This is a genomic window from Pseudomonas sp. LBUM1679, assembly GCF_059695565.1.
The window spans coordinates 5,813,493-5,826,908 of the sequence record NZ_CP166774.1 but is presented as its reverse complement, the minus strand read 5'-3'; the positions used below and the strand labels follow the sequence as shown (position 1 = coordinate 5,826,908).

The following is a 13,416-nucleotide window of genomic DNA, read 5'->3' as shown; positions in this document are numbered from 1 at the left end:
GCGCAACGCCACTTCGTTGACTTGCCCAGTGGCGGAGGACACTTCGCGGATCGAGCCGTGAATACGCTCGACGAAGCGGTTGAAGGCGGTGCCGAGCACGCCGAATTCGTCGTTATTCTGGATGGTCAGGCGTTTGGTCAGGTCTCCTTCACCGTCGGCGATGTCTGCCATGGCGCGGGTCATGACATGCAGCGGCTGGATCAGGATGCGGATCAGCATGCCCAACAAGACGATGATGGTGGCCACGGCGATGAGGGTTGCGATGATCGCCGAGGCGCGGAACTCGGTCAGCATCGAGAAGGCTTTGTCCTTGTCCACCGACAGGCCGATGTACCAGTTGACCGAGGGCAGGCCCTTGATCGGGGTGAACGTGACGATGCGGGTCTTGCCGTCCACCTGCACTTCACTGAAGTCGCGGCTGATACGCGGGGTATTGTCCGGATACGCCTCACCCAGGGTCTTCATCACCAGGGCTTTGTCCGGGTGCACCAGGATCTTGCCGTCGGAACTGACCAGGAAGGCGTAGCCCATACCGTCGAAATCGCGGGCGCTGAGGGTGTCGATCAAGGTTTGCAGGCTGAGGTCGCCGCCCACTACGCCGACGTTTTGCCCGGCTTTTTTCGAGGCGGTGGCGATGGAGATGATGGTCTGGCCAGTGGCCGCATCGATATAAGGTTCGGTCAGGGTCGCTGTGCTGCTGCTTTCGGCACCTTTGTACCAAGGGCGCACCCGTGGGTCGAAACCGGCGGGCATTCTGGCGTCCGGACGAATGGTGAAACTGCCGGTGGCGTCGCCCAGGTAAGACGCCATGAAGGTCGACGTCAGGGCTTTCTGCTCGAGCAGACTGGCAACGGTGGACTGTTCAGGATTGATCGCGATGTTCTGGGCGAGGTTGTCGATCAACAGGATACGACCGGCCAGCCAGGTCTGGATATTGTTGGCGGTGACATCTCCCATCTCATTGAGGTAATTGTCCAGGTCTTCGCGGATGGCGTTGCGCTGTAAATAGTCGTTGTACAGCGTGAACGAGGCGAAGGCGGCAATGACAATGAGCGCGGCGGCAAGCAGGATTTTATGGCTGAAACGCAGGTTTTTGTTCATGGCTTGGGGGTCCGCTAGGGTCGTGGTGCCAAAGGCGTGCTTTTATAAAGGAACGCGCAATGGGCGGCAGTGAAGACAAGCTGATACTTCCGTACTCTCCTTAGGGAATTACCGACGCTTTTCAGTCTTTTATATCGGCCGTGAAGGATCAAAGATTAATCATGGGGTGACAAAATGCCTGATTCACTGCAACTCGTTATCGGTGCCGACCTCGCGGGACAGCCGATTGCCCAGGCCATGCGTCTGGCAAACCGTCATGGACTGGTGGCGGGCGCCACCGGCACCGGCAAGACCGTCACCTTGCAACGCCTGGCCGAAGCGTTCAGTGACGCCGGCGTGGCGGTGTTTGCGGCGGATATCAAAGGCGACCTGTGCGGCCTGGGCGCAGCCGGTGCGCCTCAAGGCAAGGTCGCCGAGCGCATCGCCGGGATGCCTTGGCTGAACCACAAACCCCAGGCGTATCCGGTAACCCTGTGGGACATTCACGGTCAGTCCGGGCATCCCTTGCGCACCACCTTGAGTGAAATGGGGCCGCTGCTGCTGGGCAGCCTGCTGGAATTGACCGACAGCCAGCAGTCGGCGCTGTATGCCGCCTTCAAGGTCGCGGACCGCGAAGGGCTGTTGCTGCTGGACCTGAAGGATTTGAAGGCGCTGCTCAATCACCTGCGTGATCATCCTGAATTGCTGGGCGACGACGCCGCGCTGATGACCACGGGTTCCAGCCAGGCACTGTTGCGGCGTCTGGCGACCCTGGAGCAACAGGGTGCGGAAGCGCTGTTTGGCGAGCCGGGGCTGCAACTCGAAGATATTCTGCAGCCGGGCGCCGATGGTCGCGGGCGTATTCACTTGCTCGATGCCAGTCGTCTGGTCCACGAAGCCCCCAAGGTCTATGCAACGTTCCTGTTGTGGCTGTTGGCCGAACTGTTCGAGCAACTGCCGGAACGCGGTGATGCAGACAAACCCCTGCTGGCGCTGTTTTTCGATGAAGCGCATTTGTTGTTCGCCGGTACGCCCAAGGCCTTGCAGGACCGACTGGAGCAGGTCGTGCGGCTGATTCGCTCGAAAGGTGTGGGCGTGTATTTCGTCACCCAGTCGCCGGGCGACTTGCCGGATGACGTGCTGGCCCAGTTGGGGTTGCGCATCCAGCATGGATTGCGCGCGTTCACCGCCAAGGAGCAGAAATCCCTGCGCGCAGTGGCGGAGGGCTTTCGGCCGAACCCGGCGTTCGATGCCTTGTCGGTGCTGACCGAACTCGGGATTGGTGAGGCCTTGGTCGGCACTTTGCAGGATAAAGGCACGCCCGGGATGGTCCAGCGTGTGCTGGTGGCTCCGCCGCAGTCGCGGATCGGGCCATTGACCGAGACGGAGCGCACGGTGCTGATTGCCGGATCTGCATTCAAGGGGCGTTACGACAAACCGATCGATCGCGAGTCGGCGTATGAAGTGCTGTCGGGGCGTAAAGGATTGGCTCCAGAACCGGACGCCGTTCCAGGTAAACCGGCAGCCGAAGAGCCCAGTTTCACCGAAAAGGCCGGTGAATTCCTCGGCACGGCGGCCGGTCAGGCGTTGAAATCAGCGATGCGTCAGGCGGCCAATCAGTTGGGCCGACAATTGGTACGCGGGTTGATGGGCTCGCTGCTCGGCGGCAGCAAACGCCGCTGAAAAGCAAAAGATCGCAGCCTTCTGTAGGAGCGAGCTTGCTCGCGATGGACTTACAGGCACCGCGCCTATTCTATAGAAACGCGTAATCGTTAACGACCATCGTCGGAACGCCGCCCGGAGCAAGCTCGCTCCTACAGGAGGTAGTTTTAAACCTTGGGCTTGGCGTGCGCCGCCAACCGCTCCAGCGCCGCCCGCAGATTCGGATCAGTGATCCCGTCGGCCGTGGCCTGAATGGTCGCGCCCGCATCGGTCGACAATCTGATGGTATGACCGGCCGCGCCTTGCTGGACCGTGGGCGGCTGCACCTTGAACAGAATCCGCGTCAGGCTGGCGAACTCATCGAACAGCTGCAATTGCCGTTGCAGACGCTTTTGCTGGTAACGCAAACGAGTGGCCCAGTGACCGTCGGTGACAATCAGCAACAAACTGCCTTCGCGCCACGACGCCACATGGCAGTGTTCGCGAGCAGCGGGCTGCAACTGGCTTTCCACCAGGCGTTGCAAATGACCCAGGCGTTGAGCGTGGCCAAAGATGGCTTTGAGCGGTTTGGCTTCGCGAAGCAGAACGGCGGGTGCTCTGGCCGTAAGAGGGCGAAATGCCATGATCAGACACCTGAAGTAACAGAGCGGCCATGGTAGCAGAAAGCACCGCCTGCGCCCGAGCCATTGAGTTGCGCGCGCTTTACCCATTAAATCAACGAGTAACTTATGCCGTGAACGGCTTGAAGTTCAGCAAAAAGCCCTTATTTTAAGTAAGCCCCGTCACAGCGCTGTGCCAGCATCGTGGAATAACGCCACTTTCCTCACCATCGTTTCCGGGTAGAATGCTCGTTCGCATGCGGCCATGAGGGCTGCTCGGGCGACTCACGGGGCCGCCCTCCATCCCTTTAGTGTGGAAGATCCTGCCGATATGTTTGCGCCTTTGTTAAAGAAACTTTTTGGAAGCAAGAACGAGCGTGAAGTCAAACGCATGCTCAAGACGGTGCAACTCGTCAATGCCTTCGAAGAGCAAATGGTGGCCCTTTCGGACGATCAATTGCGTGCCAAGACAGACGAGTTCAAGGCCCGCATCGCCAAAGGGGAAACCCTCGACAAGCTGCTGCCCGAAGCCTTTGCGGTCGCCCGCGAAGCCGGCAAGCGCGTCATGGGTATGCGCCACTTCGATGTCCAGCTGATCGGCGGCATGACCTTGCACGAAGGCATGATCGCGGAAATGCGTACCGGTGAAGGCAAGACCCTGGTGGCAACCCTGGGCGTTTACCTCAACGCGTTGTCCGGCAAGGGCGTGCACGTTGTGACGGTGAACGACTACCTGGCCCGCCGTGACGCCAACTGGATGCGTCCGCTCTACGAATTCCTCGGCATGACGGTCGGTGTGGTGACACCTTTCCAGCCGCCGGAAGAGAAGCGCGCCGCTTATGCTGCCGACATCACTTACGGCACCAACAACGAATACGGTTTCGACTACCTGCGCGACAACATGGCGTTCAGCATGGAAGAAAAATTCCAGCGCGAACTCAATTTTGCCGTGATCGACGAAGTCGACTCCATCCTCATCGACGAAGCCCGTACCCCGCTGATCATTTCCGGTCAGGCCGAGGACAGCTCCAAGCTGTACATCGAGATCAACAAACTGATCCCGCAGCTCGAGTTGCACGTCGAAGAAGTCGAAGGCGAAGTCACCAAGGCCGGCCACTACACCGTCGACGAAAAGACCCGTCAGGTCGAACTCAACGAAGCCGGTCACCAGTTCATCGAAGACATGCTGACCCGCGTCGGCCTGCTGGCGGAAGGCGAGAGCCTGTACTCGGCACACAACCTGGGCCTGCTGACCCACGTTTATGCCGGTCTGCGTGCGCACAAGCTGTTCCATCGCAACATCGAATACATCGTGCAGGACGGTCAGGTTGTCCTGGTCGACGAACACACCGGTCGTACCATGCCGGGTCGCCGTCTGTCCGAAGGCCTGCACCAGGCCATCGAAGCCAAAGAAAACCTGAACATCCAGGCCGAAAGCCAGACCTTGGCTTCGACCACGTTCCAGAACTACTTCCGTCTGTACAACAAGCTGTCCGGCATGACCGGTACCGCTGACACCGAAGCGTTCGAATTCCACCAGATCTATGGTCTGTCGGTCATGGTGATCCCGCCGAACAAGCCGCTGGCGCGTAAAGACTACAACGACCTGGTGTTCCTGACCGCCGAAGAGAAATACGCGGCGATCATCAACGACATCAAGGAATGCATGACCCAGGGCCGTCCGGTGCTGGTGGGTACTGCAACCATCGAAACGTCCGAGCACATGTCCACGCTGCTCGACAAGGAAGGCATCGAACACAAGGTTCTGAACGCCAAGTTCCACGAAAAGGAAGCCGAGATCATCGCCCAGGCCGGTCGCCCCGGCGCACTGACCATCGCCACCAACATGGCCGGTCGTGGTACCGACATCCTGTTGGGCGGCAACTGGGAAGTGGAAGTCGCGTCCCTGGAGGATCCAACGCCGGAGCAGATCGCCCAGATCAAGGCCGACTGGCAGAAACGTCACCAGCAAGTGCTGGAGTCGGGCGGCTTGCAGGTGATCGCTTCCGAGCGTCACGAATCGCGCCGCATCGACAACCAGCTGCGGGGTCGTGCCGGTCGTCAGGGTGACGCCGGTTCCAGCCGTTTCTACCTGTCGCTGGAAGACAGCCTGATGCGTATCTTCGCCTCGGACCGGGTGAAGAACTTCATGAAGGCCCTGGGCATGCAGTCCGGTGAAGCGATCGAGCACCGCATGGTGACCAACGCCATCGAGAAGGCCCAGCGCAAGGTTGAAGGCCGTAACTTCGACATTCGTAAACAACTGCTCGAGTTCGACGACGTCAACAACGAACAACGTAAAGTGATCTATCACATGCGTAATACGTTGCTGGCCGCGGACAACATCGGCGAAACCATCGCCGACTTCCGTCAGGACGTGCTCAACGCGACTGTCAGTGCGCACATTCCACCGCAATCGCTGCCTGAGCAGTGGGATGTGGCCGGTCTGGAAGCGGCACTGCAAAGCGACTTCGGCGTGGCATTGCCGATCCAGCAATGGCTCGACGAAGACGATCACCTCTACGAAGAAACCCTGCGCGAGAAGCTGCTGAGCGAACTGATCGCCGCTTATAACGAGAAAGAAGACCAGGCCGGTGCCGAAGCACTGCGCACCTTCGAGAAGCAGATCGTGCTGCGTGTGCTCGACGACCTGTGGAAAGACCACCTGTCGACCATGGATCACCTGCGTCATGGCATCCACTTGCGTGGCTACGCCCAGAAGAACCCGAAGCAGGAATACAAGCGCGAGTCGTTCACGCTGTTCTCCGAGCTGCTGGATTCGATCAAGCGCGATTCGATCCGGGTGCTGTCCCACGTTCAGGTTCGCCGCGAAGACCCGATCGAAGAAGAGCAGCGCCTGCGTCAGGAAGCCGAGGCACTGGCGGCGCGCATGCAGTTCCAGCACGATGAAGCACCGGGTCTTGAGCAGCCGCAACTGCTCGGTGAAGAGGTCGACGTTGCCCTCGCCACCGCGCCGGTACGCAACGAACAGAAGCTGGGCCGCAACGAACTGTGCTATTGCGGTTCGGGCAAGAAATTCAAGCATTGCCACGGGCAGATCCAGTAACACCCCGTTTGTACGCTGAAATACCCGCGCCGCGACCGGCTTCAGCCGTCGCGGCGTTTTGCCATTTAAACCACCGCTCATCCTGAAGGCGGTGCAGACATCATTTATTAAGGAGCGCATTCATGGCTGTTGGTCTTGGTCCTTTGCCAACGTTGCACCCGGTCGCCGGTTTTGAACTCGGTATCGCCTCGGCCGGCATCAAGCGCCCGGGGCGCAAGGATGTCGTGGTCATGCGCTGCGCCGAAGGCTCCACCGTGGCGGGCGTATTCACCCTGAACGCGTTTTGCGCAGCGCCCGTGATCCTGGCCAAGCAACGCGTACAAGGCCCGGTGCGTTACCTGCTGACCAACACCGGCAATGCCAACGCCGGCACCGGTGAGCCTGGCCTGGCCGCTGCCGAGCGCACCTGCGCCAGACTGGCTGAGCTGGTCGGCGTCGATGCGGGCCAGGTGCTGCCGTACTCCACTGGCGTGATCGGCGAACCGCTACCGGTCGAGAAGATCGAAGGCGCGCTGCAAGCCGCACTCGATGACCTGTCGGTGAATAACTGGGAAGCTGCCGCCACTGGCATCATGACCACCGATACCCTGCCCAAGGGCGCCAGTCGCCAGTTCCAGCATGACGGCGTGACCATCACCGTCACCGGTATCAGTAAAGGCGCGGGCATGATCCGTCCAAACATGGCGACCATGCTCGGCTACATCGCCACCGACGCCAAAGTCGCACGCGAGGTCCTGCAAAACCTGCTGCTGGACGGTGCCAACAAGTCGTTCAATCGCATTACCATCGATGGCGACACCTCGACCAACGACTGCTGCATGCTGATTGCCACCGGTCAGGCTGCGCTGCCGGAAATCACTGAAGCCAGCGGTGAATTGTTCGCCAAGCTGAAACAGGCAGTGTTCGAAGTGTGCATGGACGTGGCCCAGGCCATCGTTCGCGACGGCGAAGGCGCGACCAAATTCGTCACCGTCGAAGTCAACGGTGGCGGCAATCACCAGGAGTGCCTGGACGTCGGCTACACAGTGGCGCATTCGCCGTTGATCAAGACCGCGCTGTTCGCCTCCGACCCGAACTGGGGGCGTATCCTGGCCGCTGTCGGCCGTGCTGGCGTACCGGACCTGGACGTGAGCAAGATCGACGTGTTCCTCGGCGAAGTGTGCATCGCCAGCCGTGGCGCCCGCGCCTCGACCTACACTGAAGCCCAGGGCGCGGCGGTGATGCAGCAGGCAGAAATCACCATCCGGATCGAATTGGGTCGCGGCGATTGCAGCGAAACCATCTGGACCACTGACTTGTCCCACGAGTACGTGAAGATCAACGCTGAGTACCGCACTTAAGACCGAGTCGACCCCATCGCGGGCAAGTCGGATCGCCGCACCGCCGCTCCCACAGGGTTTAGCGTCAGCCGTCAATCTTATGGCTGCCTCGGACATTGTAGGAACAGGCACGCTCCCACAGGGTTTAGCGTCAGCCGTCAATCTGTGGCTGCCTCTGACTTTGTGGGAGCGGGCTTGCCCGCGAAGACGGACGACCAGACGCTAGAGATTCTGGCCTGCTACCTTCATGAAAAGGCACCAAACCATGAGCCTCCACCTGATCATCGGCGACAAACTGTATTCCTCCTGGTCCCTGCGCGGCGCCCTGGCGCTCGAACTGGTTGGCGCCCCTTACACCGAAGAACTGATCAAGCTCAACCAGCCGGACACCCGTGAACGCCTGCTCAAGCATTCGCCCACCGCAAAAGTCCCGCTGCTGAAGACCGAACACGGCACCATCGCCGACTCCCTGGCTATTGCCGAATACCTGGCCGAACAGTTCCCCGACGCCGGCCTCTGGCCCAAAGACACCGCCGCCCGTGCCCAGGCCCGTTCGGCATGCGCGCAGATGCACAGCGGTTTCTTCGCGATGCGCAATCACATGCCATTCGACCTGAGCCACGACGCACCGCTGTCGCCGACACCGGCTGACGTCCAGGCAGACATCGAGCGCATGTTGGCGTTGTGGGCCGAGTGCCGCGCGGTCGCGACCGACACCGGTCCGTTCCTGTTTGGTGGCGCCACCCTGGCTGATGCCTTCTTTGCGCCGATCGCCGTGCGCCTGCGCACCTATCAGGTGAAGCTGCCCCCAGCGGACGACACCTACATCAACACAATCTACCAATGGCCAGCCTTCAAGGCTTGGCAGAAAGCAGGTCTGGAGGAAATCGGGCAGTGAAACGAGTCCATGTAGCCGCCGCCGTCATCCGCGATGGCAGCGGCAAGATCCTCATCGCCCGCCGGGCCGATACCCAGCATCAGGGTGGACTGTGGGAGTTCCCGGGTGGCAAGGTCGAGGACGACGAATCCGTCGAAATCGCCCTGGCCCGCGAGCTCAACGAAGAGCTGGGCATTGTGGTCAACGCGGCGCGGCCGTTGATCAAGGTCCGGCACGATTACCCCGACAAGCAGGTGTTGCTGGATGTCTGGGAAGTCTCGGACTTTTCCGGCGAGCCTCACGGGGCCGAGGGCCAGCCTCTGGAGTGGGTGGCGCACCGTGACCTGCTGAACTACGAGTTCCCGGTGGCCAACCAGCCGATCGTTGCGGCGGCACGACTCCCGGCGCAGTACCTGATCACCCCCGAAGACCTGGAAACCCCGGCCTTGCTGCGCGGTATCCAGAAAGCCATTGCCGGTGGCATCAGGCTGATCCAGCTGCGGGCACCCAACGGTTACGACCCGAAGTACCGCGATCTGGCGGTGGACGCAGCGGGGCTGTGTGCCGGCAAGGCGCAGTTGATGATCAAGGGCCCATTTGAATGGCTGGGCGATTTTCCGTCTGCCGGCTGGCACATCACCTCAAAGCAACTGCGCAAGTACGCGGCAGCGGGCCGCCCGCTACCGGCGTCGCGCTGGTTGGCGGCATCTTGCCATGACGCTGAAGAACTGGCGCTGGCGGAGCAGATGGGTGTGGACTTTGTGACCCTGTCACCGGTGCAGCCGACAATGACTCATCCTGATGCTCAGCCGTTGGGTTGGGAGCAGGCTTCGGCGTTGATCGAGGGTTTCGGCAAGCCGGTGTTTTTGCTGGGTGGTGTTGGCCCGGCGGATCAACAGAAGGCCTGGGAAGCCGGGGCGCAGGGTGTGGCGGGGATTCGGGCGTTCTGGCCTGAGGCTTGATTCTGCGGTGAGGCTGCCGGCCTCATCGCGGGCAAGCCCGCTCCCACAGTGAACGTCGGTGGAACACAGAATTGTGTACGACGCTGATCCCTGTGGGAGCGGGCTTGCCCGCGATGGCGTCCTTGAGGACGCCTATTAAACTTCAGGCTTCGCCGCTGGCTGCCAAAGTATCTCCGCAACCCCCTGCCGCTTGGCAATCAACCTCGCCACCACAAACAACAAATCCGACAACCGATTGATATAGGCCAGCCCGACGCCGGCCAACGGCTCGACCGCATTCAACTGCTGACAGCGCCGTTCGGCTGTGCGGGCCAGGCTGCGGCACACATGAGCCTGGGCAATCAACGCCGAGCCACCCGGCAAGATGAAGTTCTCCAGCGGCCCGAGCTCTTCATTCCACAGATCGATCGCCGTTTCCAGCCGTTCAATTTCTGCCAGATCCAATGCCTGATACACCGGCATCGCCAGCTCACCACCCAGGTCGAACAACCGATGCTGACAAGGAGCCAACACCTCGATCACTTCGCTCAGCCCTGGAAACTCGCCACATTGAGCCGTCAACCCGGCCAACAGCACGCCCACCTGACTGTTCAGGGTGTCGACCTCGCCAATCGCCTCGATGCGCGGATGATCCTTGGGCACGCGGCGGCCGTCGCCCAGCCCGGTTTCGCCTTTGTCGCCGGTGCGGGTGTAAATTTTCGACAAGCGAAAGCCCATGGTTACCTCGATAGCTGATTGAGTTCTTGAGAGACGAGCGGGGTGCCCGCCAAGGGTAGGCGCAAGGTAAAGCAGGTGCCTTGCCCGAGGGTCGATTGCACTTCCATCTGGCCCTTGTGGTTGTTGGTGATGATGAAATACGAAACCGACAGGCCAAGGCCGGTGCCCTGGCCGATTTCCTTGGTGGTAAAGAACGGTTCGAATGTACGCTTGCGCACGCTCTCGCTCATGCCGATGCCGTTGTCCTCGACCTGGATTTCCGCCCAGGGAGGATTCAGCCGGGTGCGCAGAATGATCCGCCCGGGTTCACGGTCGTCTTCGCGTTGGTGAATCGCTTGGGCGGCGTTTTTCAACAGGTTGAGCAGCACTTGCTCCAATTCGTTGGCGGTGCCGGGTACCGGGCCGAGCTGCGGATCGAACTGGCGGATGATCGCCTGGCCCTTGAAATCGAAACCGATCGCCAGGTCGAAGTCGTTTCCGGCAATTTCCACCGCTTGGTCGATCAGCGCCGGCAGATCGCACGGTGCCATCTGCCGGGTGCTGCGGCGGCTGAAGCTGAGCATGTGGGTAACGATCTTTGCCGCCCGGGCCCCGGCCTGTTGAATGCCATCGAGCAACTGCGGCACTTCCCGCGCTTGCAGGTATTGGTTGACCGTCTCCAGTTGAACACCGATTTGCTCGGCCTGTTCAAGGTTTTTGGGCAGGTCGGGGGACAGGCGCCGGCGAATGTTTTGCACGTTGTGCAGGATCGCCCCCAACGGGTTGTTGATCTCATGGGCCATGCCGGCGGCGAGACCGCCAACCGACAGCATTTTTTCCGACTGCACCATCATTTCTTCCAGGGACAGGCGCTGGGTGATGTCGTCGATCCGGATCACCACGCCACGCCCGGCGCCGCCCATCAGCGGATAGAAGGTCAGGGCGTAGTGCCTGGGTTCTTCGTCCTTGAACCAGGTCACGCGCTCGATCTTGGCCACCGTATGCTGTTCGACGGTTTGCTTGAGCTGCGGCAGAAACGGCTTGAGCGGTTCGAAGGCGAGGAAAATCGGCTGGTTCAAGGCCTCGTCCAGGCGCGTGCCGGACAGGGCGCTGGCCTCCTGATTCCACTGGGTGACATAGAGTTGTTCATCGAGGGCAATCAATGCCGAGGGCATGGAGTCGATAATGCTGTTGAGGTAGTTCTGGAACCCGGTGAGCTTCTTTTCGATCTTGCTGCGCACCTGGACTTCCAGTTCCAGCTTGCGATTGGTATGACGGGTTTCTTCGGCCAAGCCCTGGGCCTGGTCATAAGCGGCCTGGGAATCATCCCGCGCCCGTTTGAGTTGCTGTTCCCTGGCCTCGATGCGCGAGAGCATGGTATTGAATGCCTCGGCAAGACTGCCGATTTCGTCATGGTTGCCGCGGGAGGCGCGCAGGGCGTAGTTCTCCTCCCGGGTCACTTGCCGGGACAACTCTTCGAGCTGATGGATCGGCCGGGTGATCAGCCGTTTGATCTGCCGGGCGATCACCAGCCACAACAGCACACTGAAGATCAGAATCCCGAGGCTGGCGGTCAGGGTGCCGGTGTAGAACGCCATCGGCAATTCGCTGCTGGCCACCAGTAACAGGTGCCCGGGCGCAGTGCCCGGGCGGGGCAGGGTGATCACTTGATTGCTGCGAAACTCGGTGGCCTGCCAGGATTCGATGTGCCGGTAGTGCTCCGGCAGCTTCAGCTTTTCGCCATGCTGCAGCTGCGCCAGTCGCTCGCCCTTGCCGTCATAAAGGGCCGCTGCGCGCAGGGGGGAATAGCTGTTGAGTTCGTTGAGCAAGCGTTCGGCGCTTTGCGGCGACTTCAGGGCGTCGGACACCAGGCTCGGGTTGGACACCAGTCGGCCGATGGTCTGCAAGGCCTGGGGTGCCATGCTTTCCTGGGAAATGTAGTACGCAGCGCTGATAAACGTCAGGTTGGCGACCAGCAGGACGGTGGTCAACAGCACCAGCAGGGCGGCCAGCAGTTTCTGGCCGACTGGAAGGTTTTCGAGGCGCTGGCGCAGTGGCATCAGGTTCATCGCTGAAAAGGAACAAGTGGCCAGCGTAGCCGCTGCTCAGTCGCTGGGCAATCCAAGGCTATGCAGATGGGTCCTCAACCGTTGCTGAAGTTGATTGAGGTGCGGCAGGTTCAACTGATGCCGGACGGCCACTTTGCAGGCATGCCCCAACAGGTAGCTGATTTCGGTCCGACGCCCGTGGCTGACGTCCTGGTACATCGACGAATAATTGGCGGCGGTGGCGTGGATCACCCGTTCGACTTCCGATTGCAGGTCCTCGGCGGCTGCCGGTTGGCCGCAACGCTCGAGCAGTTCCGCCAGTTCGCCGCAGAGGGTGGCGACTTCGCAATGATGGTCCTGCAGACCGCCGTTGCGACAATCGTGCAGCACGGTCAACGGATTGATCGCACAGTTGAGCGCCAGTTTTCGCCACAGCCGGGTCAGGATATCGGTGCTCCATTCGTGGGGAATACCTGCGACGTCCAGATCATCCAGCCAGATCGGCGCCACCGGATGACCGGCGTCCCCCAGCCAGGTGTAACCGTGTCCGGCGAATACCACACGCCAGTCGCCATCGCGAAAGGCCCCTTCGGTGCTTGAAGCGCTGATGCAGCGCGCCTGCGGCACCTGGGCTGCGACGGCATCCTGACTGCCAAGACCGTTCTGCAACAGAATCAGTTCGGCGCCGGGTGCCAGGCGCGGTGCCACCCGGGCCACGGCGTGCTCGGCGTCGTAGGCTTTGCAGGCCACCAGCAGTCGATTGATCGGCTCAGCGCTGTCGGGCGTCTCGGCGGGGACGGGGTAGCATTGCGCTGCACCGTGTTCGACCAGCGTCAACCCGCCTGCCGCGCCGTACGCCTGCAGGCGCGCGGCGTCGCGCACAATCAGCCGGACCGGCACCTCGGCTCGCGCCAGTCGTGTCGCCCATAAGGTGCCAAGGCTGCCGGCGCCCAGAACATGCCAGGTGGTAGACATCAGCTTTTTGCTCTGTTTAAGGCGCGCATGGGAGGCTCGCAGTGAATGATGAGAAAGACCCGTTATAATCAGCGCGGATTTTAACCGCAAGCCAGGCGTGCTCCATTGGCGCGCCTTTTTATTTGGAGAGA

Annotated in this window: 9 protein-coding genes and 1 pseudogene; 5 read left to right on the top strand and 5 right to left on the bottom strand. The window is 61.0% G+C overall.

Annotation, left to right across the window (positions count from 1 at the left end; all coding sequences use genetic code 11):
* Positions 1–69: 69 nt before the first annotated feature.
* Positions 70–1,101: pseudogene (locus ACA062_RS26575) on the bottom strand (HAMP domain-containing protein); the annotation flags it as partial.
* A gap of 174 nt (positions 1,102–1,275) precedes the next feature.
* Here ACA062_RS26575 and ACA062_RS26570 point away from each other — a divergent pair.
* Positions 1,276–2,763, top strand: a complete 1,488-nt coding sequence (locus ACA062_RS26570) for a helicase HerA-like domain-containing protein (RefSeq protein WP_497453698.1) — start codon at positions 1,276–1,278, stop codon at positions 2,761–2,763.
* Positions 2,764–2,909: 146 nt separating this feature from the next.
* Here the strand turns inward: ACA062_RS26570 and ACA062_RS26565 are convergent, their stop codons facing one another.
* On the bottom strand, positions 2,910–3,365 hold the full coding sequence (locus ACA062_RS26565; protein ID WP_497453697.1) for a DUF721 domain-containing protein: 456 nt from the start codon (positions 3,363–3,365) through the stop codon (positions 2,910–2,912).
* A 307-nt stretch (positions 3,366–3,672) separates the two neighbouring features.
* Here ACA062_RS26565 and secA point away from each other — a divergent pair, with 307 nt between their 5' ends.
* From secA to ACA062_RS26545, 4 genes are all read left to right on the top strand, one after another.
* Positions 3,673–6,408, top strand: coding sequence for a preprotein translocase subunit SecA (secA, locus tag ACA062_RS26560; protein WP_497453696.1), 2,736 nt, complete (start codon positions 3,673–3,675; stop codon positions 6,406–6,408).
* 122 nt (positions 6,409–6,530) lie between these two features.
* On the top strand, positions 6,531–7,748 hold the full coding sequence (argJ, locus tag ACA062_RS26555) for a bifunctional glutamate N-acetyltransferase/amino-acid acetyltransferase ArgJ (protein WP_497453695.1): 1,218 nt from the start codon (positions 6,531–6,533) through the stop codon (positions 7,746–7,748).
* Between the two features lie 244 nt (positions 7,749–7,992).
* On the top strand, positions 7,993–8,625 hold the full coding sequence (locus ACA062_RS26550) for a glutathione S-transferase family protein (RefSeq protein ID WP_497453694.1): 633 nt from the start codon (positions 7,993–7,995) through the stop codon (positions 8,623–8,625).
* On the top strand, positions 8,622–9,566 hold the full coding sequence (locus ACA062_RS26545; RefSeq protein ID WP_497453693.1) for a Nudix family hydrolase: 945 nt from the start codon (positions 8,622–8,624) through the stop codon (positions 9,564–9,566). The genes ACA062_RS26550 and ACA062_RS26545 overlap by 4 nt, the downstream gene beginning before the upstream one ends.
* Before the next feature lie 135 nt (positions 9,567–9,701).
* Here ACA062_RS26545 and ACA062_RS26540 read toward each other — a convergent pair whose 3' ends face one another.
* The 3 genes from ACA062_RS26540 to ACA062_RS26530 are packed head-to-tail and all read right to left on the bottom strand — an operon-like array spanning position 9,702 to position 13,285.
* Positions 9,702–10,283 (bottom strand): cob(I)yrinic acid a,c-diamide adenosyltransferase, encoded by a 582-nt coding sequence (locus ACA062_RS26540; RefSeq protein ID WP_497453692.1) that lies wholly within the window; start codon positions 10,281–10,283, stop codon positions 9,702–9,704.
* Positions 10,284–10,285: 2 nt separating this feature from the next.
* Positions 10,286–12,322 (bottom strand): sensor histidine kinase, encoded by a 2,037-nt coding sequence (locus tag ACA062_RS26535; RefSeq protein ID WP_497453691.1) that lies wholly within the window; start codon positions 12,320–12,322, stop codon positions 10,286–10,288.
* 45 nt (positions 12,323–12,367) lie between these two features.
* The gene (locus ACA062_RS26530) at positions 12,368–13,285 is read right to left on the bottom strand and encodes a putative 2-dehydropantoate 2-reductase (protein WP_497453690.1); all 918 of its coding nucleotides are present in this window, start codon (positions 13,283–13,285) and stop codon (positions 12,368–12,370) included.
* Positions 13,286–13,416: the final 131 nt, after the last annotated feature.